The sequence below is a fragment of the Sporobacter termitidis DSM 10068 genome (assembly GCF_900130065.1).
Lineage (GTDB): Bacteria > Bacillota > Clostridia > Oscillospirales > Oscillospiraceae > Sporobacter > Sporobacter termitidis.
Window position 1 is genome coordinate 124455 of the sequence record NZ_FQXV01000008.1, and the last position, 22979, is coordinate 147433.

Below are 22979 nucleotides of genomic sequence, written 5' to 3' on the forward strand. Positions count from 1 at the left end.
CCGGAAGAGCGTTGCGGGCAGCTTGAACTTAACACGACGTATGGCAGATTTAACATATTGTTAACAATAAAACTGTTGTATTTGCCGACAGACGAGCGTATACTAAGCGTAGTGAATAAGGAAAGGAGGCGTTATATTGTTGATAAACAATCATGAAGACATCGACGACATGATCTTCAAGGATGAAGAATACACCACAAGCGACAGATAAGCTGGATGGATCCCAGGGTGAAATTCCCTGGTATTTTTTTACCCTTTTTTATGATAACTGCCTCGCAATAGTCTGGGGGCAGTGAAAAGCGGAAGGCTGCCGCGGGAAGGTCGGGCGTTTATGGGCCCGTATCTTCAGCGGCAGCCTTCCGCTGCGCCCGGCGGTTATGTAAGGTTACGCAGCCGCGGACGTCTGCGGGGCCGCGTCTGTGCCCGCGCTATCCGGCTGGGGCGTGTCCAGGCCGCCGGTCTGATCGCCGGCCTGGCCATCCGGCCGCTGCCCGCCGCCGAAGTTTTCAACGACGATGGCTTCCGCCGCGTCGCCGTCCATGGTGACGCGCAGGATATCCCCGGCCTTGATGTCGGCAATGGTCCCGGCGGTGCCGCTGCCGCCGCTGCCGACGGTGATAGCCGTGTCGGACGACACGGTGATCGTCCTCGTCTCGCCAGTCGGCGTCAGGCCGAACCCGCCGCCCGGGCCGCCGGACTGGTCACGGTTCCCGCCGGCACTGCCGCCGGAAGGCCGCGCGGCGCCCGGATCGGCGGAGCCGCCGGGAACGCCGGACGGGGCGCCGGACACCGGAGCCGGCGTTTCCGCCGATCCGGGCGCCGAGGGTGTTCCGCCGCCGTTCGGGGCGGTGTCGCCGCCTTGCGGGGCATTTTGCTCCAGCAGCTCCAGGGTGATCGTGTCACTGCTCACCGCCGTGACCCTGCCCGTCAGCTCCGTGCCGGCGGCGCCCGCCGTATCCGCGGTGCCGGAGGGCGACGGAGAGGGCGGCGTACTCGACTCCGGTGCGGCGGTCGTTCCGCCGCCGGCACAGCCGGCCAGCGCCGCGAGCATCGCGCCGGAAAACACAAGTGCCGCAATCTTCTTGTACATAATGTATCCCCTTCCTGTATCCATAACTGGATAACGGGACCATTATTGAAAACAAATGTTGCGGTAACTTGAAAATTTTTTAAATAAACATTGAACAGACTGTAAACTTTAATCTGTCATTTTCTGTCTCTATACCCAATATCCACATGGGAGGCGTCGCAGAACGGCTTGTTCCGGGACGCGCCGCACCGGCAGAGGACGACCCTGTTCTGCGCCTCATACGCAAAGCCCTTGGCCGATTCGATGGGGATGCCGCCCTTGACGAAAAGGCCGCCGCTGACGTCCCGGTCGGGGTCCTGCAGCACGTCGATGGCCGGGTCATACGCCGGCTCGTAAGCCTTGCCCGACTTCGACACGGCCCGGAGGCGGCCGGCGGGGCACTCGCTGGCGGCGATCACCGCCTCGCGCCTGTTGGCGGGATTGCCGGATTTCTCCACGAGCTCCCAGGCGTCGCCCCTGTCCCTGTGGCAGAACCGCGCGAAAGCGCAGCGCCCGTCGTCGTACATATCGAGGTCCGGCCCCCGGAGCAGCTCCGCCCGGTCGGTAAACGGCGCGTTGTCCGCCGTCTCCTCACCGGTAAAGCCGGCGGCCGTATGCGCGCCGTCGCAGAAGGGCGGATTTTTTGACCTGCCGCAGCGGCACAGCGCGTACGTCTCTCCCTGTGAGAGGTCCCGGCCCTCCTTATAGACATACTTTTTGCCGTCCGGCTCGATGATCTTCTCCGACAGCGGCACCCCGCCTGTCACCAGATACGGCCCCTTGGGCACGATTTTGATTTTTACTTTCATAGAAGTATCCCTCTTTACAGTGGATTGACACTTCGATCATATAACATCGCCGCCCAAATGGCAATATCCCGTAACGCGGCTGGATTGATGCTTATACAACATACGTCGCGTCATATGACATATCCCTGACCCGTAGGGGCCGCCGCCCTCGGCGGCCCGCACGCGGTGCTTATCGGAGGGATGGGCCGCCGAGGACGGCGGCCCCTACGTATAGGAAATCACAAAATGACCGAACGCGTAGGGCGGGACGACCCGGCCCGCCGTCGTTCCGTGCCGCGCGCTTCCGCCGGCCTCGGCTCCGTGTTGACATGAATACAGGCGGGCTGTAGAATTAAAATAACGAAAGCGCATTTTAATCTGCTTTTAATTCTCCTCACATTGTACTTTAAGCGTTCTCTGTTACGATGGGACCATCCAAAGAGAACGACTGAAGGAGGAATAAATACCATGGCAACTTTGGAACAGGTGGAAAAACTCCGCGAAAAGGCAAACGTCAGCTTCGAAGAGGCGAAGGCCGCCCTTGAAGCCTGCAACGACGACCTGCTTGACGCGATCATCTATCTCGAGAAACAGGGCAGGGTGAATGCTCCGGTCAACGGCGGCTACTACAGCAGCTGCGGCACGGGGGAGGAACAGCATTACGAAGGCGGCGCCGGCGATTACAAGCCGGGCGGCGGCGGAACGTTCAAGAACGCGATGAGCAAGCTGGGGCGCTTTCTTTTAAAAGTGTTCCATATCGGCAACGCGAATTTCCTGGAGGCCAGCAGACACGGCGAGATACTCTTTGCCTGCCCGGTAACGGCGGTGGTGCTGCTGCTGATCTTCTTCTTCTGGGTTGTGGTGCCGCTGTTTATCCTGAGCCTGTTCTTCGGCTTCAGGTACCATTTCACCGGCGAGGAGCTGGGGCGGGAGTCCGTCAACAAGGTCATGGACGACGCGTCCAGCACGGTAGAGGACATCAAGAGGGATTTCTCCGGCGGGAACAAGTAACATGAGATAAAGCGGGGATGACGATGGGCGCACGGATACTGCTGATCGAGGACGAGGAAAAGCTGGCGCGCTTTGTGGAGCTGGAGCTCACCTACGAGGGCTACGCCGTCACAAAGGCCTTAAACGGGAGGGCGGGGAGCGAGCTGGCCCAGAGCGGGCGGTTCGACCTCATCCTCTTGGATATCATGCTGCCGGAAATGAGCGGCATGGAGGTCCTGCGCCGCCTCCGGCGCACCTCGTCCGTCCCCGTCATCATGCTGACGGCGCGGGACGGCGTCACCGACAAGGTGGCCGGGCTCGACCTGGGCGCCGACGACTATGTGACAAAGCCCTTTGCCATCGAGGAGCTGCTGGCGCGCATCCGCGCCGCCCTGCGCAAAAACGCCCCCGCCGCCGAAAGCGAGGTGCTGACGGCGCAGAACGTGACGCTGGACGTCAAGCGGCACACCGTCTCCGTAGAGGGTCAGGACGTGGACCTCACAAAGCGGGAATTCGACCTTTTGCACTATCTCCTGAAAAACAAGGGCATCGTCGTAACGCGCGAGGCGCTGATGGAAAACGTGTGGGACTTCGATTTCGACGGCGGGACAAACACCGTCGACGTCTATATCCGCTTTCTGCGCGGCAAGCTCGACGAGGCTTTCAACATCAAGCTCATCCACACCGTGCGCGGCGTGGGTTATGTGATTAAGGATGAATGATATCAACAACACGAAGACCACGCAGGAGCCGCCGGCAAAATTCCGCAATTCCATCGCGCGCAAGCTGAGCTCCAGAATGGTGCTCCGGCTGTTCGGCATTTTTATATCGCTGGACATCCTCCTGGGCCTCATCACCGGCGCGTGCCTTATCGCATACAGCGAGGAGAAGGCGGCCCGGGCGGCGTCGCTTTTGTCGGTGGCGGAAGCGCCCCCGCCGCCGTCGCCGGACTGGCTGAGCCTGTCGGGTGTCAGTATCGATGCCTCCGACGTCGTGACGCCGGGGAATAACGTCTCCATGCCGTTTTATTACCTCCTGCCGGATGCGACCCGGGACGCGAAAAGAAGTATCGAGACCCATGACGGGCGCGGCCTGCGGTTTCAGGATTCGATAGAGGACGTGGACTACGTCGTCTATTATAAGAGCGGTACGGCGGAGTACAGAATATCCGTCTCCCTCCGGTCGGTTCTGCACATCGTCTATATCGGCGCTGCCGTACTGCTCGGGTACGAGCTGCTGGTTCTTTTGGGGCGCATCCGCAAGGACCGGCGGATGGTGCGGGCGACGCTGGACCCCATCACGGAGCTCACCCGCGCGGCTCAGGACTTAAACGCTGTCTCCCGGCAGCTGGACCCGGCCATGATGGCGGCGCTGGCCGGCAAGCTGGAGGGCATCAACGCCGCCCGGCTGGACACGCGCATCCAGGTCGACGACACGCAGGCGGAGCTGAAAAGCCTCGCCCGCGCCATCAACGGCATGCTGGACAGGATCAATGAATCCTACAGGGCCCAGGTCCGCTTTGTCTCGGACGCCTCCCACGAGCTCCGCACGCCGATCTCCGTCATCCAGGGGTACGCCAATCTCCTGGACCGCTGGGGCAAAAACGACGAGAAAGCGCTGCAGGAGTCCATCACCGCCATCAAGGAAGAGGCCTCGGGCATGAAGGACCTGGTGGAGCAGCTTTTGTTCCTGGCCCGGGGCGACAACAACACCATCATGCTCCAGCCCGAGACGTTCAGTCTCAGGGAGCTGGCTGAGGAGGTCGCCGCCGAAACGAAAATGATCGACCCGGCGCACGATTACGCCACGGAGCTGAAGGACGCCGCCGTCACCGCCGATAGGTCGCTCATCAAGCAGGCGCTGCGTATTCTTGTGGACAACGCCATTAAGTACACCGACGCCGGCGAAAAAATCACCATCCTGACCGACGACGACGGCGCGACGGCAAAGCTCGGCGTGCGGGACAACGGCATCGGCATCAGCCCGGACAATGTCCCGCGCATTTTCGACCGGTTCTACAGGGCCGACGAGTCCCGGGCCAGGGCCACCGGCGGCGCCGGACTCGGCCTGTCGATCGCGAGCTGGATCACGTCCCGCCACGGCGGCTACCTGGAGGTTCTGAGCCGCGAGGGCCTCGGCACGAAAATCACGATCTCCCTGCCCAAAGGGGAACCCGCCGCCATGCCGCCGGCCGCCGGCCCGGAGAGCGACGGCTGAAGTTTCAGAATAAAATCCCTGAGACCATACCGGTTTCAGGGATTATTTTTTTCTTATTAAAAACACTTCGCAAGCTTTTACCTGAGATGTTTGTTAAATCTTGGAACAAAGGAGTTGATTCTTCAAATTTAAAGTTCCTTTAAGCTGCGGCTGCTATGATGGCGGGGATGACTGAAGTAATTTATACGATTTTGTCACAGTTTGTTCACCATGCGGCATCGCCGCGCGCTTATAATTCGACTGTGATAAAATGTCATCGATATTATATCGGGAGACTTTCGCCATGAACCGGCTCAGAAAACATTACGACAAGCTCATACTTTTCCTGATCCTTCTGCTGACGGCGTATCTGGCCGGGTATAAGATCTGGACCCTGGGAGACGCCAACGCGTATTATACGGCGGCTGTGACGAGCATGCTCAAAAGCTGGCACAACTTCTTTTTCGCGTCCCTGGACCCGGGCGGCTTCATCACGGTGGACAAGCCCGCCGCCGGCTTCTGGCTGCAGTGCCTGTCGGCGCGCATCTTCGGCGTGCACGGCTGGAGCGTGGTTTTGCCGGAGGTCGTCTGCTCCGTCGTGTCGGTGGCCGTTTTGTTCCATATCGTCAAAAGGAGCTTCGGCAAGGCGGCGGGGCTGCTGGCGGCGCTCTTTCTGGCGCTGACGCCGATTTTCATCGCGGCCACGCGGTCGAACAACGTGGACGCGTCCCTTGTCATGGTGTGCCTGCTCGCGCTGTGGGCGGTCGTCGCCGCCGCCGAACGGGGCAGCCTGAAGCACCTGCTTCTCGCCGTGTCGCTCATCGGGCTTGGGTTCAATATCAAGATGCTGCAGGCGTATTTTTACGCCCCGGCGCTCTATCTCGTCTACTTCTTTACGGCGAAGACCGGCATGAAAAAGCGCGTGGGCCACCTGCTTATCGCCACGGCTGTCCTGATCGCCGTGTCGCTGTCGTGGTGCGTGGCCGTCGACCTCACGCTGGCGTCGGCGCGGCCTTACGTGGGGAGCAGCACGACGAATTCGGCGCTGGAGCTGGCCATTGGCTACAACGGCATCGCGCGGGTTCTCGGGGCGAATATGTCGCTTGATGCCGGCGGCGCCGCGAGCGCGGTGCTCGGCGGGAATTCCGGCATTCCCAACGAGGGCGGCGCGGCGGGCGTTTTGCGGCTGTTCAACGGGGAGATGGCCGGCCAGATCAGCTGGCTGCTGATCCTCGCTGTTTTCGGCCTCGCCATGCTCGTTTTGCGGGCGCTGTCTAAAAAGGAGACGGATAAAAAAGCCGCCCTGCGGCAGCTCCTCCTGTGGCTGGGCCTGTTCGCGCCGATGTACGCGTTTTTCAGCATTTCGGGCCATTTTCACCGGTATTACCTCATCATGTTCGCGCCCTGCCTGGCCGCGCTGTCCGCCATCGCCGTGTGCGAGCTGGTCAAGCGCTTCCGGAGAGACGAGGAGACGGGGCGGCCCCGCTGGCAGAATCTCCTGCTCCCGGCAGCCATTGTGCTGACGGCCGGGTCTCAGGTGTATTATCTGACGAACCATTACCCGGCGTACTCAAAAACGCTGGTGGTTATCATCGCTATCGGCACGGCCCTTTTCCTCGCCGGGCTTGTCGCGGCGAAGCTTTTGAAAAGAGAGCGGGGGCTGCTTGTAAAGCTCGCCGTGGCCGCCGGCCTGCTCGGCCTGCTGGCGGCGCCGGCCTTCTGGGCTTACGGCCCGATCCTGTACGGCACAAGCGCGGCGATACCGTATGCCGGGCCGCTGGACGCTTATGGCACGGGCGCCGATATGCGCGGCGGCGGGGACGGCTTCGGCGCGCCGGGAGACGGTCAGGGCCAAAACCGGGGCGGCGATGACCGGTCCGGCGGCACTGACGGCGGCGCCGCTCCCGAGCGGCCGGAGGCCGCCCCGGACGATGCGCTGGATTTCCGCGATGAGGGCTCGGACGGCTCGGCAGACGGCGGGCAGGGGAGCCGCTTTGGCAGTATCCCGTCAAATGTGCTGAGCGCCATGAGCAGGGGCGGCTTTATGGGGGCCATACCGGACGACGCCGTCAGCTATATGCTGGCCCATGACAGCGGCGCGCGCTTCCTCGTCGCCGTGCCGAACGCGGGCGCGGCGGAGCCGCTCATCATCGACTACGGCGTCGGCGTCATGGCGCTAGGCGGCTTCCGGGGCTCGGACAACGCCATCAGCCTGGAGGATTTCATCGCCCTGGTGCACTGGGGTGAGCTCCAGTATTACTGGGCGGGCGGCAACGCTTACAGCGATATATCGCAGTGGGTCGAGCAAAACGGCGCCAAGGTCGATGCCTCCGCGTGGGGCGGCAGCGCCGGGAACGGCGTGCTCTATGACCTCTCGTCCCTGAAAACGGACTGAAGCGGCGGCAGCAACCCCACCCTGCGGCGATACCAAAGCAGTGCGATTACTGAAAAGTGTCACTACTGAAAAGTGTCATTACTAAATAGTGTCATTTCCGACTAAATAGTGTCATTCCCGCGCAGGCGGGAATCCACGTTCCCCTGTACGAGGGCCTGGATTCCCGCCTGCGCGGGAATGACATGGGAGAAAGCGGGAATGACATAGCGGGTATAGGCGGAATAGCATATAGTGTGTGCAGCGGAATAGCGTAGTGTGTGCAGGCAGCGCTCCGCCGCTCATACAAGAAAGGCGCGTCTGGGAAGCCGCGCCCCACGCAGCGCTGCAGCCGCAGTCGTAGCCGGGACGACCCGGCCCGCCGTCGATCCGGCCGCCGCCTTCGGCGGCCCTTTTGTATTATTCGACAAAAAGGCGCGGCATTTTTACGGCATATTATAAAAATCCGCCGCAGAAGAGCGAGAATGTTGTTTTATTTTGCAGGCTGCTGTAGTAATATGTCCCTAAAAATGTGGGGAGATGGCGCGATTGCCCGTTCAGCTCAAAGCGCACCGCGGAAAACTGCTTCTGCTTCTGATCCTGCTGCTCACGGCGTACCTGACACTGTATAAGGTGTGGACGGAGGGCCTCGGGAACGCGTACTACACAGCCGCCGTCAAAAGCATGCTGACGAGCTGGCACAACTTCTTTTTCGTCTCTTTTGACAAGGGCGGGTACATTTCTGTGGACAAGCCGCCGCTGGGGTTGTGGCTGCAGTGCCTGTTCGCGCTCATCTTCGGCGTCCATGGGTGGAGCGTGATTCTGCCGGAGGCGCTGTGCGCCATCGGCTCGGTGGCCGTTCTCTATTGTATCGTCAAAAGGAGCTGGGGCGAGACCTGCGCCCTTCTGGCGTCGTTCTTCATGGCCCTGACGCCGATTTTCATCGCGGTCAGCCGGACAAACAACCTGGACGCGCCGCTGGTGCTCGTCTGCCTGCTGGCGCTTTGGGCGCTGCTGAAGGCGGCGGAACGGGGGAGCCCGGGGCTTCTCGTCCTGTCAATGGCGCTCATTGGTCTCGGCTTTAATATCAAAATGCTGCAGGCTTACATGTTCCTGCCGGCCATCTATCTCGTCTATTTCTTCACGGCGGAAATAAAGTATTCACGGCGCGTTGCCCATCTCCTGATAGCCACGGCAGCCCTGCTGGCGGTCAGCCTGTCCTGGTGTGTTGCTGTGGACCTGACGCCGGCGGCGGGCCGGCCGTTTGTCGGCAGCAGCAGCACCAACTCGACGCTGGAGCTGGCCATCGGCTACAACGGCATCCTGCGGGCGCTGCCCGTCTCGAGGGAGACGATGGCCGGCATCTCCGGCGCCATCAGCCAGGTGCCCAACGAGGGCGGACCGGCCGGCCTCCTCAGGTTTTTCAACCGTGAAATGGCGGGCCAGGCCAGCTGGTGCCTGCCGCTTTCGGCTTTTGGCCTCCTGGCGCTTTTTATGAAGGTGTTCCAGAAGGACAAAACAGAGAGAAAGCGGAGCCTGCCTCAGCTGCTCCTCTGGGGCGGTATCTTTGTCCCGATGTATGTCTATTTCTCCATTTCCGGCCATATCCACCGGTATTATCTCATCATGCTCGTCCCGTGCCTGGCCGCGCTGTGCGCCATTGCCGTCACCGAGCTGGCGCGGCGCTTCAAAAGGGCTGCGGCGGGGAAAAACAGCTGGCAGAATATCCTGCTGCCGTTGGCGTTTGCCATCACGGCAGCCGTGCAGGTCTATATGCTGAAAACGTACGCAATACGGTTCTCCAAGGTCTTGGTGCCGGTCATCCTCGCCACCGCCGGCGCGGCTGTTCTCCTGCTTGTGACCGTTAAGCTTTTGAAAAAGGACAATCGGATTCTTGTTGGCGCGGGCCTTGCCCTCGGCGTTCTCGGCATCCTCGCCGCGCCGGCGTACTGGGCGTACACGCCCATCCAATACGGCACCAACGTGATCGCGCCCTTTGCCGGCCCGCCGGCCATTTCAAAGCCCGCGGAGGACCCGCAAAACGACATCAGCGCGTATTCCTGGGGCAGAAAATGGTTTGAGGGCGCGGACCTCTCCGGGGAGCTCATCTCAAAGGAGCTGGCCACCTACGTCAAGACGCACGACAACGGCGCCCGCTATCTCATCGCCGTGCCGAACATTATGTTCGCCGCGCCTCTGGTGCTGGACGACATGTCCGTGATGGCGCTGGGCGGCTTTATCGGCACGGATAAATCCATCAGCCTTGAAAGCTTCGGGAAGCTCGCCGAAAGCGGCGGCCTCCAATATTACCTCGTCATGCCGGCAGAGTCCGGCGACATCACCCGCTGGGTCATGGCACACGGCAGAAAGGTCGACCCCGCATCGTATTCGAAGACGCCGAAGATGGAGTTCTTGGCGCTGTACGACCTGTCGGGCGTGAGGACAAAATAACGGCGAGTGCCTGAAAGGCTGCCGCAAAATAGCCATGTCATCCTGAGCGAGCGCGGTGTTCCGGTGCGGTCCAGGGGAGATAGAGGACCGTCCAGATAAGCAGCAGCAGAAATAGCTCTGGCAGCACATAGCCGGGGTTGCCGAACCAGCTTTCGAACACAGCCAGAGCCGTGTCCCGCGGCACATAGGCCAGAAACATGTAGTTGCTCCCCAGAAAGGTGTTCGCCGTCACGGCTATGGCGATAAACAGCACGAAGAGCGGCGACACCTGTAAAAGCCGCCGGTAATCGGGCCGGACGCCGTCGCCCCAGACGAGGAGCACGGGGATCAGGATCAAAAGCGCGTGCATCAGCGCCATTTTGAGGTAGCCGTAGGTCAGAAAGGGGTAGTACCAGCCCGGCGTCACAACGGCGGCAAAGGCGGCGGGCATGCTCAGCGCGTAGGAAAACTCCCGGAGCAGGGCGGCGCGTTTGGCGTAAACGGCGGCGAATTCCAGAAAGACGGAGATATCGCACAGCTGCAACGGCAGGGAATACTGCACGGTGAACGCGCCCGTCAGCGCCTGCCAGAGCCAGGATGACGCCTCGCACAGGAGCATGACCAGCGCAAGGCCCTTTTTGATCCGTACCCTTACGGCCGCCGTTCTCAGGCGGTAGATGCAGACGATGGCCGGCATGAGGAGCAGGACTGTTAAAACCCACGCGATATGCGCCGGGCTGAAATTGGCGGTATACAGGCTTTGCGGTATGGCGGAGCCATCGCTCCAGAAATACGGCAGCATCGTCAAGGCACCTCGCCGGACAGAATAAGGCAAAAAAACGCCCCGGGATCATGATGCGCTGATCCCGGGGCGTTTAAACGTCAAAGGGCCGGTCAATAGATGGCGACGACGCGGCAGTCCACGCCGTCCAGCACGTCCGCGCCGAAGTGGACGGACATGTCGTAGAAGGGATTATAGTAGACGTCGACCGTGTGGCCGCTGTCGTTTTTGTAGGAGCTCTGCCAGCTAAAGCCGTTCTTGTTTAAAAGGCCGACATAGCCGTTGACGGCCGTGTCCTCGCCCACGGTGATATCGCTCAGCCTGTAGTAATAGGTCTTCACGCCCGTCGTCTGGTCCAGCGACGTGCGGTAGAGGGGCGTGCCGGCGAACACGCCGTAATCGGGGACGGGGAAGTAGCTCCTGTAGTACAGGGTCGAGGCCGAATTCTTGGCCACGATGGTGATGAGCGGGACGCTGCCCGTCTTTGACAGGCCGCTTAAATCGTTGATCGGTACGGCAAAATTGAGCGTTTGCCCGTTGAGTACGGTGAGGCACGCGATACCGACGACCTGCCCCTTCGCGTTGAGAATCGGGCCGCCGCCGCTGCCCATCGAAATCGGGGCGGAGAACTGGATGAAGCTGGAGTCGTTGAGGTCCTGCCGGGCGTTGGAAACAACGCCGTCCGAGATGGTATTGAGAAGGCCGAAGGGGCTGCCGATAGCGTAGACATGCGCACCGACCTGCAGCTGGTCCGAATCGGCCACGCTCAGATACGGAAAGCCGGTGCCGTCGATCTGGAGCACGGCGATATCCTTTACCTTATCATAGCCGCAGATGCCCTTCACCGGATACTGCGTACCGTCGGCGGTGGTGATAATGGCGTTGGCGGCGCCGTCGATGACATGATAGTTGGTGACGGCCAGCCCGTCCCGCGAGATGAAGAAGCCGCTGCCGATCCCGATCAGGACGCCCTCGGAATCATACCGCTCCAGATAGAACACGGCGGGCGCGCACTTGCTGTAGATATCGGCGCCGGAGAGCGGCACGGGCAGTGTGAGACTTTTCCTGAAGCCCTTGTCCGCGGCTCTGGCCGCGATGGCGGCGGCCTCGGCCCGGCTCAGCGGGGCGTCCGGCCGGAAGGTGCCGAAGCTGTCGCACCCCGTCAGGACGCCGGCTCTGTAGAGCGTGTAAACGCTCTGGCCGAAGCTGTCGGATGCCGACACGTCGGGAATGGCGCCGTCCTCGATCTGCCCCAGGGACGCGAAGGACTCGCCCGGCAGGGCCCTGGCGATCATGCCGGCGAATTCGGCCCGGGTGACGGCCTTTGAATAGTCGGCGGGGGCCGAAGCAATAATGCCGTTTTTCACGGCGTAATCCACGTATGTAGCGTACCAGGGCGCGCCCTCTTTAAAATCCGCCCTGCCGGTATAGTAAACGCTGTTTAGGCAGTCCGCGATTTTGATCGCCTCGGCCACCGTCAGGGTGCCGCTGGGGATAAAAGCGCCGGAGGCCGCGCCGTTCATCAGTCCGTATTCGTAGGAGGCCTGCACATCCATGGCATACCACGCCGCGCCGTCAACATCCGTGAACCGGCCGGTGGAATAGGCGCGCTGGACCTTGAAGTTGTCAAGGCTTCCGGCGGCCGCCTGCGCCGGAATTGCCGCCGCGAACGCCAGGATGAGGGTGAGCGTGAGCGCAATGAACCGCTTTTTCATGAAGAGCCTCCGGTATGTAATAAAGACGGGGCGGCACGCCCCGGCGAATTTCGTTGTTGATTCTTTCAACATTATAAGACGGAATCTTTTCCAAATCAATACGAATATCATATTTCTTCCGGAAAAATTACCAAATAATTCCGTAAAATGCGTGGATGTTCGACATATGCCGCACTGGTATAAAATATGAAGAATTATTCAAGCATTGGCTTGCGGCGCCGGAACGCCGGGATAAAAAATCGAATCTTGAATCGGCGCTTAGATTAGCGCAGCATAACAGCATGATCTGGTACTAACATGCCGGGCGCGTTATCGCAGGGCGGACCTCGGCACACCGTCGCTTCTCGCCGCGCCGACAGGAAAGGCGCATCTGGGAAGCTGCGCCCTGTAGGGGCGATTATCAATCGCCCGTCCCCTTCGTCGTCTGTGCGGGTAGCGCAGAGGCAACGGCAGAGCCCTTGCCCCAGCTGAAGAGGGTAAAGCCTCGCAGAGTTTGCCGCCGGAGTGGCAAATAAATTCAAAATCGTCACGCAGGAGGACATGTGCCTCCGGAGTGACACTTCTCATGCGGGGCGCTGCTGAGCGCGCTGCATGCATAAAGCCCCACGGGTTTTATCGACAGTCTGAGGCAACGGCAGAGCCCTTGCCCTACAGAGACGCTAATATTTATCGTCCGGGTAGGGCGGGATGTAAACGCTGGCAAGCTGCCCGCCCGCCGTATTTCGCGGTGTGACGCTACTTCAGCACCTTGTACAGCTTCTCCGTGGCCTCGCGGAGCTTATCGACGAAGTACGCCGCCTCGTCCTGGGTGGAGTAGCGGGAGAAGCTGACGCGGAGGGCGCCGTCGATGATATCGTTCGGCATTTTCATGGCCTCCAGGACGTGGCTGCGGGCGCCGCGCTTGCAGGCGGAGCTTTTGGCGACAAAGATGTCCGCGGCCTCCAGAAAATTCATGAGCACCTCGCTTTTATAGCCGGGCAGGGACAGGCTGAGGATATACGGTGAATCGCCGGCGGACAGGATAACCGCTCCCGGCAGCTTTTCGCGCAGGAGGGCGGCGGTGAAGTCGTACAGCGCGCGGGCATGAGCGGCGTTTTCCGCCTTTTCAAGGGTGGCCAGACGCGCTGCCTCGCCGAAGCCGACGATAGAAGGGAGCGCTTCCGTGCCGGAGCGCTTCTCTTTTTCCTGCCCGCCGCCAACAATAAGCGGCGGCAGCCTGACGCCCTTTTTCACAAAGAGCGCGCCCGCGCCCTTGGGGCCGTGGATTTTGTGGGCGCTGACGGTAACGAGGTCGGCGCCCAGGGATTTGACCGTGAAAGGCACCTTCATAAAGCCCTGGACGGCGTCCGTGTGCAGCAGCGCGGGCAGGCCGCAGCGCTTGATTTCCCGGGCCATCTCCGGGATGGGATTTATAGCGCCGGTCTCGTTGTTGACGAGCATGACGGAGACGAGCGCCGTGTCCTCCCGGAGCGCGGCGGCAAAATCGTCAAGGGAGATGCGGCCGGCCTTGTCCGGCGTGAGCCGGGTCACGTCCCAGCCGCGGCTTTCCAAAAGGGACGCCGGCTTCCGGACGGCGTCGTGCTCGATGAGCGTGGTAATAATATGTTTGCCGCGCCGGGCGTTCAGCTCCGCGCCGCCGAGGACGGCCCAGTTGTCCGCCTCCGTGCCGCCGGAGGTGAAATAGGCCTCCTCGGCGTCGGCCCCCAGCGCGCCGGCGACGCTTTTGCGCGCCTCGTCCAGGGCGGCCCTCGCCCGCCGCCCCATGGCATGGGGCGACGACGGGTTGCCGTAATTGTCGCTCATCATCCGGACCATCGCGTCCCGGGCCTCGTCCCGCACGCGGGTCGTGGCGGCGTTGTCAAAGTAGACGGTAATTGGAATCAATCTCCTTGTGATCGTACTTGCATGAGTTGTCACTTGCGTTAAAACAGCCGTTACTGTATTATATACTTCACATAAAAGCAAGACAAGAGGAGGCGGCATCGGTGCGGTTTTGCTCGGAGACACTCGGGTGCAAGGTCAATCAATACGAGACGCAGGCGCTTGAGACGATCCTGTTATCAAGGGGCCATGCCGCCGCGCAGCCCGGGGAGGGCTGCGATACCGTCATTATCAACACCTGCGCCGTCACGGCGGAGAGCGGACGGAAGTCGCGCCAGGCGGTGCGGCGGCTCCATAAGCTCGAGCCGGGGGCGGTGATCGCCGTCTGCGGCTGCTTTTCGCAGGTGAGCCCGGAGGAGGCGTCCGCGCTGGGGGCCGACCTCGTGGCCGGCAGCGGCGACAGGCATGCCTTTGCCGATGCGCTGGAGCGCCTTGTGCGCGAGCGGACGGCGGTGCGCCTGATCGACGACCCGGCACGCCGCCGCGTCTTCGAGGAGCTGCCGGCCGGCAGCGTCGCGGGGCGCACGCGGGCCATGCTGAAAATCCAGGACGGCTGCCAGAACTTTTGCGCCTACTGCATCATCCCCTACGCGCGCGGGCCGGTCCGGTCGCTGCCCCTGGAACGCGCCGCCGCCGAGGCCGCGCGGCTGAACGCGGAAGGCTACGGCGAGATCGTCGTGACGGGGATCGAAATTTCCTCCTACGGGAAGGACCTGGAGGGCGGCGTCACGCTCATTGACGCCCTGGAGGCCGTCGGCGCGGCGGCACCGGCTGCGCGGCTGCGCCTGGGCTCCCTGGAGCCCAGGACGATCACGGAAGAATTCGCCGCGCGCCTCAAAGGGCTCCCCAACCTCTGCGATCATTTTCATCTGTCGCTTCAAAGCGGGTGCGACGCGACGCTCAAACGGATGAAACGGCGATATACGACCGATGGGTTTTACGAGGCCGTCTGCCTGCTGCGGCGGTATTTCCCGGGCTGCGGGATCACGGCGGACCTCATCGTGGGGTTCCCCGGAGAAACGGAAGAGGAGTTTGAAGCAACGCTGGCGTTCATCAAAAAATGCGCCTTTTCCGCGATGCACGTTTTCCCGTACTCCGTCCGGCCGGGGACGCCCGCCGCCGTCATGGACGGGCAGGTGGACAAGCAGGTCAAGCACGCGCGGGCGCGGCGGGCCTCGGCGGCGGCGCGGGCGATGTCCCGCGCGTTTGCGGAAAGCTGCGTCGGCACGACGCTGGACGTGCTGTTTGAGCGGGAGGAAGACGGCGTCTGCTGCGGGCACGCGGGCAACTATCTCGAGGTGGGCGTCAGCGGAGCGGCGCTTCGGAACCAGCGGCTGAAGGTTTATATAAATTGTGAAAAAAACGGCAATCTTTTCGGAGAAATCGTATAATCCATGATTTGACACACTCTTTTAACTATATTATAATTATGGAATCTTCAAAAAAGGCTGGTGCTAAGATGTTCAACGAGAGAATCTACAATTTTTCTGCAGGCCCGTCGATGCTGCCGCTGCCCGTTCTCGAGCAGGCTGCCGCCGAAATGACAAATTACCGCGGGAGCGGCATGTCGGTCATGGAGATGAGCCACCGAAGTAAAGCGTACCTGTCGATTTTTGAAGAGACGAAAGCGGATTTTAAAAGGCTCCTGGCCGTTCCGGACACCCATGAGATCCTTTTTATGCAGGGCGGAGCGACACTTCAGTTCGCTGCTGTACCGATGAATCTGATCGGGACGACGGGCAAGGCCGATTACGCCAACAGCGGCAACTTTGCCAATCTCGCCGCCAAGGAAGCCAAAAAGTACGGCGAGGTGCGCATCGCCGCAAGCTCCGAGGATAAAAACCACACCTATATTCCCGCCCAGTCGGCGCTCAAAATATCGCCCGACGCGGCGTACTTCCACTACTGCGCCAACAACACCATCGAGGGGACGGAGTGGAAATACATCCCCGCGACCGGCGGCGTCCCCCTCGCGTGCGACATGTCGTCCAACATCATGTCCAAGCCCGTGGACGTGTCCAAATACGGCGTCATCTACGCCGGCGTGCAGAAGAATATGGCCCCGGCCGGCATGGCCGTCGTCATCCTGGACAAAAAGCTGGCGGGCAAGGAGCTGGCGTATACGCCGAAGCTCATGAGCTATCAGGTCCTGCTGGACTCGGATTCCATGCACAACACTCCGCCGTGCTATACGATCTACATGCTCGGCCTCGTCCTCAAATGGCTCGACAGGCAGGGCGGCCTTGCCGGCATGGAAAAAATCAAGGCCGAACGGGCGAAAATCCTCTATGACTACCTGGACGGGAGCCCGCTGTTCAAGGGCTGCGCCTCACCCGAGGCACGCAGCGACATGAACGTGACCTTCCGGACCGGCAATGAGGAGCTGGACGCGAAGTTTGCCAAGGAAGCCGCCGCGGCCGGCTTTGAAAACCTCAAGGGCCACCGCAACGTCGGCGGCATGCGCGCCTCCATCTACAACGCGATGCCGACGGAGGGCGTTGTCAAGCTCGTGGAGTTTATGAAAAACTTTGAATTAAAAAACAAATAAGGGCAGGCTATAGATATGTACAAGGTCAAAACGCTCAACAGCATAGCACCCGTCGGTCTGGACAACCTGGAAAAGACCAAATATATCGTCTCCGACGAGATCGACGCCCCGGACGCGGTTCTGGTCCGGTCGGCCAATATGCTCAAATATGAGTTCAACCCCGAGCTTTTATGCATCGCCCGCGCCGGCGCGGGGACGAACAACATCCCCGTCGACCAGTGCGGCGAGCAGGGTATCGTCGTGTTCAACACACCCGGCGCCAACGCCGGGGCCGTCAAGGAGCTCGTGCTGTGTGCCCTTTTGCTGTCATCGCGCGATATCATCGGCGGTATCGACTGGGTCCGGACCATCGCCGAAAAAGGCGACGAGATTGGGGCACTCGTGGAAAAGGGCAAGGCGGCGTTCGTCGGCCCGGAGCTGTTCGGCAAGACGCTGGGCGTCATCGGCCTGGGCGCCGTCGGCGCGAAGATCGCCCACGACGCGGTGGCGCTGGGCATGACGGTGTACGGCTACGACCCGTACCTCTCCGTGGAGGCGGCGTGGCGCATCTCGTCCAACGTCATCCACGCCAAGGATATCGAGACGATCTATAAAAACTGCGACTATATCACGATCCACGTGCCCTATCTGGAGTCGACGCACCACCTGATCGACGGCTGCGCCATGGCCATGATGAAGAGCGGCGTCCGCATCATCAATCTGGCGCGGGCGGAGCTCGTGTGCGACGACGATATCGTCGAGGCGATCGAGTCCGGCAAGGTGGCCTGCTATGTCACCGACTTCCCCAACGCCAAGACGGCCAGATCGCCCAAGGTCATCGCCATCCCGCACCTGGGCGCGTCCACGCCGGAGAGCGAGGACAACTGCGCGGTCATGGCGGCCATGGAGATCGTGGACTATCTTGAAAACGGCAACATCACAAATTCCGTCAACATGCCGTCGGCGGTGCTGCCGAGGACAAACGACCCGCGCATCTGCGTCATCCATAAGAACATCCCGGACATGATCGCAAAGATCACCAGCGCCGTTTCGTCGCTGGGCATCAACATCGAGAACATGGTCAACGCCAGCACCAAGGGCCGCATGCAGGCCTATACGATCATCGATGTGCAGGCGCTGGCGCCCGGGCTGGAGGAGAAGATCAAGGCTGTCGAGGGCGTGATCCGCGTTCGGTCGATCTGCTGAAACCGACACCCCTGACAGAAGGAGCTGGTGATCCACTATGAAAAAGCTTATGCTGATCGTCAACCCATATTCAGGCAGGGGCCTTTCAAAAAACGCGCTCGGCGTCATCGTCTCGCTTTTTTGCGACGAGGGCTACGCCGTCACGGTTTATACGACCCGGTGCGGCGAGCCGGAGAACCTGGCGCGGGAAAACGGCGGGAATTACGACATGGTCGTCTGTGTCGGCGGGGACGGCACCGTGAGCGGCGTCGTCAACGGCCTCATGCAGATACTGTCGCCGCCGCCGTTCAGCTTTATCCCCACCGGCACGTCCAATGACATGGCGTCGACGCTGGCCTTGTCCAGGGACCCCGCCACGGCCGTCAGGTCCGTCATTAACGGACAACCCGTCCCCCTGGACATCGGCTGCCTGGGAGACAAATACTTTACGTATATCGCCGCCTTCGGCGCGTTTACGGGCGTCTCGTACTCCACACCCCAGAGCGCCAAGCGCGCGCTGGGGCATCTGGCGTACGTCATCGGCGGGCTCGCCAGCATGTCGGCGATCAAGCCGCAGCACACCGTGATCACGTACGACGGCGGCACGCTGGAGGGAGACTACATCTTCGGCGGCGTGACAAACTCCACGAAGATCGCCGGCTTTGTCCGGCTGGACTGCCGGGAGGTCGATTTGGGCGACGGGCTTTTCGAGGTCATCCTCGTTAAAAACCCGGTCAACACCGTGGAGCTGGGGACGATCATTTCCAGCATCCTCAACCAGACCTACCACAGCGAAAACGTCCAGCTGCTGCACACGAGAAAGATCAGATTCACCTTTGACGAGGACGTGGTGTGGACAAGGGACGGGGAGTTCGGCGGCGCGCACCGCGAGCTGGAGATCGAAAACCGCCGCCACGCGCTGCGCATCATCGTATAATATTAGCAGCGGTTCACGGCATTGACGTGAGCCGCTCATTTTCGATTTGATACCATAGTGGAAATCGTCAGTAGGACAAGGGCTCTGCCCTTGCCTCCGTTCCTCGCATATGCAGGGGCGATATCAATCACTACCCCACACAAGCAAACTCAGGAGGCTTATATGACCGTCAATATACTCGCCGTCGGCGACGTCAACGGCAGCGTGGGGCTGGAGCTTTTGTCCAAAAAGCTCCGCGCTGTCAAAAAACAAAAAAACATCGCCTTTACGGTGGTCAACGGTGAGAACGCTTCTGTTTTCGGCCTCACCGCCAGCCAGGCCGACGCCATGTTCGAGGCCGGCGCCGATGTTGTCACGCTGGGCAACCACACCTGGGACAAGCGTGAGATGCTTGGGTACCTGGAGGAAAACAGGTATATTCTCCGCCCGGCCAACTTCGCGCCCCAGAACCCGGGGCGCGGCTGGGGCGTCTTCGACACCGCCTTCGGCGACGTGTGCGTTATCAACCTGATCGGCCGCTGCCATATGGATTTCGCGCCGGACAACCCGTTTTTCGAGGCGGACCGGATTTTAAAGCAGTCGGCGGCCAAGGTGACACTGGTGGACATGCACGCCGAGGCGACGAGCGAAAAGCAGGCGCTGGGCTTTTATCTGGACGGCCGGGTGTCCGCCGTCTGGGGCACGCACACCCACGTCCAGACGTCGGACGCCGCCGTCCTGCCGAAGGGGACGGGCTTTATCACGGACCTGGGCATGACGGGCCCCGTGTCCTCCGTCATCGGCATCCGGCCGGAGCAGTCCATCTCCAAGTTCCTGGGCAACCCGCCCCAGCGGTACGAGTCGGCCGGCGGGCAGGCCAAGCTGGAGGGCGCCGTATTTGAAATCGACACGGAGACCGGCCGGTGCCTCGGCGCCGAGCCGCTCCGATTCATGGAATAGGGGGCACGCCACGGTGAAAACAGCGCTTGTAACGGGCGCCTCCCGGGGCATCGGCGCCGCCTGCGTCCGCTCTCTGGCCGCCGACGGATACGACGTCACCGTCAATTATCTGAAATCGGAAGATGCGGCGTTACATCTGGCCAGGGAGCTCGGCGGCGCCGCCGTCCGGGCGGACGTGTCCGACAGCGCGCAGGTGAGGCGCCTGTTTGAGGAGATCGCGCCGCCCGACGTCCTCGTCTGCAGCGCCGGCGCGTCGCTTATAAAGCTGCTGACCGATACCTCGGAGGCGGAGTGGCGGCAGCTGCTGGAACTCAACCTCGGCGGCGTCATCAACTGCTGCCAGGCGGCCATTCCCTCCATGGTGCGGAAAAAGTCCGGGCGCATCATCGTCGTCTCCTCCGTCTGGGGTGTCGTCGGGGCCTCATGTGAGGCGGTCTATTCGGCGTCCAAGGCGGCGCTCATCGGGCTGGTAAAGTCGCTGGCCAAGGAGCTGGGGCCCAGCGGTATCACCGTCAACTGCGTGGCGCCCGGCGTGATCGAGACCGACATGAACGCGGCGCTGGACGAGGCCACGCGCTTATCGCTCATCGACGCCACGCCCCTTGGATATATCGGCGCGCCGGAAGACGTGGCCGCCCTCGTCCGCTTCCTGGCGTCCGACGGCGCGCGCTTCATCACCGGCCAGGTTATCGGCGTAGACGGCGGCTTTTCATAAAAATCAAAGTGGCATAAGAACGGCGAGCAAACACAGTTCGCCCGTTGATCTTATGATGAAAATACGCATTAGGCCAGAACAATGGCCACATAAAAAGGCCGTCCGAAACTGATCGGACGGCCTTTTGGCGCCGGTTTACTCCACCGTGACTGATTTTGCCAGGTTGCGCGGCTTGTCGACGTCGTTGCCGCGCGCCACGGCAATGTGGTAGGCCAGCAGCTGCAGCGGTACCGCGGCCACGACCGGCGCCAGCAGGGCGGGCACCGCCGGGAGCCTGAGCGTCGCGTCGGCAGCCGTGTCGACGGCGGGCGCGCCCTCGGCCGCGATGGCCAGAACATAGGCGCCCCGGGCTTTGACCTCCCTGATGTTGCTGACCATCTTTTCATAAAGCGTCTCCTGCGTCAGCAGCGCCAGGACGACGGTGCCCTTTTCGATGAGGGCGATGGGGCCGTGCTTCAGCTCGCCGGCGGGATAGGCCTCGGAATGGATATAGCTGAGCTCCTTGAGCTTCAGAGAACCCTCGAGCGCCACGGCGTAATCGAGGCCGCGCCCCAGAAAGAAGAGGTCCCTGACCTGCGCGTGCTCCCCGGCAAACAGCCGGAGCGGCTCGGAGAGCTTCAACGCTTCTTCGATGCGCGCCGGCAGGCCCAGCATCTGCTGCTTGAACTCTTCGATTTCCGGCATGGACATCGTCTCTCTGAGGGCCGCAAGCTGCAGCGCGACCTCATAGAGCGCGATCAGCTGCGCGGTGTAGGCCTTTGTGGAGGCCACGGCGATTTCCGGTCCGGCCCTGGTATAGAGCACGTCGTGGGATTCCCGCGCCACGCTGCTGCCGATGACGTTGACAATGCTCAGGATTCTGGCGCCCTTCTTTCTGGCCTCCTTGAGCGACATCAGCGTGTCGAGCGTTTCACCGGACTGGCAGACCACGAGCAGCAGCGTCCTGTCGTCGACAAGAGGACAATTGTAGCGGAACTCCGAGGCAACTTTGACGTCAACGGGCAGGCCCGCCAGATTTTCGATGACGTACTGCCCCACAAGCCCGGCATGGTAGGCCGTGCCGCAGGCCACGATGCAAATCCTGCCGATGCGCGCCAGGTCCTCCCGCGTCAGTGAAATCCGGTCCAGGGTGACGCCCGCCGCTTCCTCCGAAACGCGCCCCGTCATCGTATTGCGGACCGCGCCGGGCTGCTCGTGGATCTCCTTGAGCATGAAATGCGCATAGTTTCCTTTTTCCGCCGCCGCCGCGTCCCAGTCGACCTTCAGCAGTTTCTTCTCCAGCGCGTTGCCGGCGAGGTCATAAAACCTCACGGAATCCTTCCTGATGACCGCCAGCTCGTTTTCGTCCAGCAGGTAAATATCTCTCGTGTGCTCCAAAATCGCCGGGATGTCCGAGGCGGCGAAGTTCTCTCCCTGGCCGACGCCCACGATCAGCGGGTTTTCCTTCCGCACACACACTATTTTATCCGGCTCTTTTCCGCTGACGACGGCAAACGCATAGGAGCCCCGGATCTTTCCGAGGACCTTTCTTACAGCCTCCGCGAGGTCCCCCTCGTAAAAATGGTCGATATAATGGGCGAGCACCTCGGTGTCCGTTTCGGAGCGGAATTCATACCCCAGCGCCGTCAGCTCGTTTTTGATCTGCTGGTAATTTTCGATGATGCCGTTGTGCACCACGGCGATGTCGCCCGTGCCGCCCGCGTGGGGATGGGCGTTTTGGTCGGAGGGCTCGCCGTGGGTGGCCCAGCGCGTGTGGCCGATGCCCAGCGTGCCGCTGAGGGGCGCCTCGTTTAGGCGCTGCTCCAGCACGGAGAGCCGGCCTTTATATTTCCTGATGTCGATGGCGCCCCCGCCGCAAACGGCGACGCCGGCGGAGTCATACCCTCTGTACTCCAGCTTCTTCAAACCGTCCACCAAAATCGGGACGGCATTTTGATTGCCGATATATCCAACGATACCGCACATAAACGAATCTCCTTGACAAAATAAATTCGTTTAAGAACCGATTTTTGCGCAAAAAAAGCACACCAGGTTTCAAAACCGCTGGTATGCATGTCAAACCCAAGGCCCAATCAGGTTTATTTTGTCCCGTCAATTGCTTGAGGATTTGTAAAACCTGTAATGCTGATGGACCGCAGCACGGGGCACCCGCCGAATACTTCGATAAACCCCGCCCTCGTCAACTCCGCGCTCTGCGTGAAGTCTGGCGCTTCTAAATTTTAATGCCGGACATGTTCTCACCGCCTTTCGGCCGGATTTAAGCCGATTTCTCCTCCTTTCAGTCAGCTGTATGAATTCTTTTGCGCACTTTTCTGATTCTTATACACTATCAGTATATTATGCCGGCCTCAAATTGTCAAGGAATGGACGACAAGGCGGGGCAAAAACGGGCGGTCTCATGAAAGACTTCATAAGGCCGCTTCTGTGCGTCGGTTGACGCTCAAGCCAAATAAGT

The 22979-nt window shown here is 61.1% G+C and carries 17 protein-coding genes; 11 read left to right on the top strand and 6 right to left on the bottom strand.

Translation table 11 applies throughout. From position 1 onward, the window contains the following. Positions 1-385: 385 nt before the first annotated feature. Both BUB60_RS12170 and BUB60_RS12175 read right to left on the bottom strand, forming a co-directional pair. Complete coding sequence (locus tag BUB60_RS12170) at positions 386-1090, bottom strand: hypothetical protein (protein WP_073079401.1); 705 nt, start codon at positions 1088-1090, stop codon at positions 386-388. 116 nt (positions 1091-1206) lie between these two features. Then, on the bottom strand, positions 1207-1878 hold the full coding sequence (locus BUB60_RS12175) for a CDGSH iron-sulfur domain-containing protein (protein ID WP_073079405.1): 672 nt from the start codon (positions 1876-1878) through the stop codon (positions 1207-1209). A 447-nt stretch (positions 1879-2325) separates the two neighbouring features. Between BUB60_RS12175 and BUB60_RS12180 the strand changes: the two genes are divergently transcribed. The 5 genes from BUB60_RS12180 (at position 2326) to BUB60_RS12200 (ending at position 9865) form a co-directional block, all read left to right on the top strand. Beyond that, on the top strand, positions 2326-2868 hold the full coding sequence (locus BUB60_RS12180) for a UBA domain-containing protein (protein ID WP_073079408.1): 543 nt from the start codon (positions 2326-2328) through the stop codon (positions 2866-2868). A gap of 23 nt (positions 2869-2891) precedes the next feature. Beyond that, positions 2892-3569 carry a response regulator transcription factor gene (locus BUB60_RS12185; protein ID WP_073079608.1) on the top strand — a complete coding sequence of 226 codons (678 nt, stop codon included), beginning with the start codon at positions 2892-2894 and terminating at the stop codon, positions 3567-3569. Next, positions 3562-5064 carry a sensor histidine kinase gene (locus BUB60_RS12190; protein ID WP_073079412.1) on the top strand — a complete coding sequence of 501 codons (1503 nt, stop codon included), beginning with the start codon at positions 3562-3564 and terminating at the stop codon, positions 5062-5064. The genes BUB60_RS12185 and BUB60_RS12190 overlap by 8 nt, the downstream gene beginning before the upstream one ends. A 283-nt stretch (positions 5065-5347) precedes the next feature. Next, on the top strand, positions 5348-7438 hold the full coding sequence (locus BUB60_RS12195) for a glycosyltransferase family 39 protein (RefSeq protein WP_073079415.1): 2091 nt from the start codon (positions 5348-5350) through the stop codon (positions 7436-7438). 525 nt (positions 7439-7963) lie between these two features. Next, a complete protein-coding gene (locus BUB60_RS12200) occupies positions 7964-9865 on the top strand; it encodes a glycosyltransferase family 39 protein (protein WP_073079418.1) in 1902 nt (633 codons plus the stop codon). Between the two features lie 37 nt (positions 9866-9902). Here the strand turns inward: BUB60_RS12200 and BUB60_RS12205 are convergent, their stop codons facing one another. The 3 genes from BUB60_RS12205 to BUB60_RS12220 all read right to left on the bottom strand — a co-directional run bounded on the left by BUB60_RS12205 (position 9903) and on the right by BUB60_RS12220 (position 14224). Then, entirely contained in the window at positions 9903-10646 is a 744-nt protein-coding gene (locus tag BUB60_RS12205) for a YwaF family protein (RefSeq protein WP_143162340.1), read from the bottom strand. A 92-nt stretch (positions 10647-10738) separates the two neighbouring features. Continuing rightward, complete coding sequence (locus tag BUB60_RS12210; RefSeq protein ID WP_073079424.1) at positions 10739-12340, bottom strand: trypsin-like peptidase domain-containing protein; 1602 nt, start codon at positions 12338-12340, stop codon at positions 10739-10741. Positions 12341-13075: 735 nt separating this feature from the next. Continuing rightward, positions 13076-14224 (bottom strand): cysteine desulfurase family protein, encoded by a 1149-nt coding sequence (locus tag BUB60_RS12220; protein WP_242941201.1) that lies wholly within the window; start codon positions 14222-14224, stop codon positions 13076-13078. 101 nt (positions 14225-14325) lie between these two features. Here BUB60_RS12220 and mtaB point away from each other — a divergent pair, with 101 nt between their 5' ends. The 6 genes from mtaB (at position 14326) to ymfI (ending at position 20524) form a co-directional block, all read left to right on the top strand. Beyond that, positions 14326-15612 carry a tRNA (N(6)-L-threonylcarbamoyladenosine(37)-C(2))-methylthiotransferase MtaB gene (mtaB, locus tag BUB60_RS12225; RefSeq protein ID WP_073079431.1) on the top strand — a complete coding sequence of 429 codons (1287 nt, stop codon included), beginning with the start codon at positions 14326-14328 and terminating at the stop codon, positions 15610-15612. Between the two features lie 68 nt (positions 15613-15680). Beyond that, complete coding sequence (gene serC / locus BUB60_RS12230; protein WP_073079433.1) at positions 15681-16769, top strand: 3-phosphoserine/phosphohydroxythreonine transaminase; 1089 nt, start codon at positions 15681-15683, stop codon at positions 16767-16769. 15 nt (positions 16770-16784) lie between these two features. Next, positions 16785-17954 (top strand): 3-phosphoglycerate dehydrogenase family protein, encoded by a 1170-nt coding sequence (locus BUB60_RS12235; protein ID WP_073079437.1) that lies wholly within the window; start codon positions 16785-16787, stop codon positions 17952-17954. A gap of 37 nt (positions 17955-17991) precedes the next feature. Beyond that, complete coding sequence (locus tag BUB60_RS12240) at positions 17992-18870, top strand: diacylglycerol/lipid kinase family protein (RefSeq protein WP_073079439.1); 879 nt, start codon at positions 17992-17994, stop codon at positions 18868-18870. Positions 18871-19032: 162 nt separating this feature from the next. Beyond that, positions 19033-19809, top strand: a complete 777-nt coding sequence (locus BUB60_RS12245) for a TIGR00282 family metallophosphoesterase (protein WP_073079441.1) — start codon at positions 19033-19035, stop codon at positions 19807-19809. A gap of 13 nt (positions 19810-19822) precedes the next feature. Further along, a complete protein-coding gene (gene ymfI / locus BUB60_RS12250; RefSeq protein ID WP_073079443.1) occupies positions 19823-20524 on the top strand; it encodes an elongation factor P 5-aminopentanone reductase in 702 nt (233 codons plus the stop codon). 135 nt (positions 20525-20659) lie between these two features. Here the strand turns inward: ymfI and glmS are convergent, their stop codons facing one another. Beyond that, complete coding sequence (gene glmS / locus BUB60_RS12255; protein ID WP_073079445.1) at positions 20660-22489, bottom strand: glutamine--fructose-6-phosphate transaminase (isomerizing); 1830 nt, start codon at positions 22487-22489, stop codon at positions 20660-20662. Positions 22490-22979: the final 490 nt, after the last annotated feature.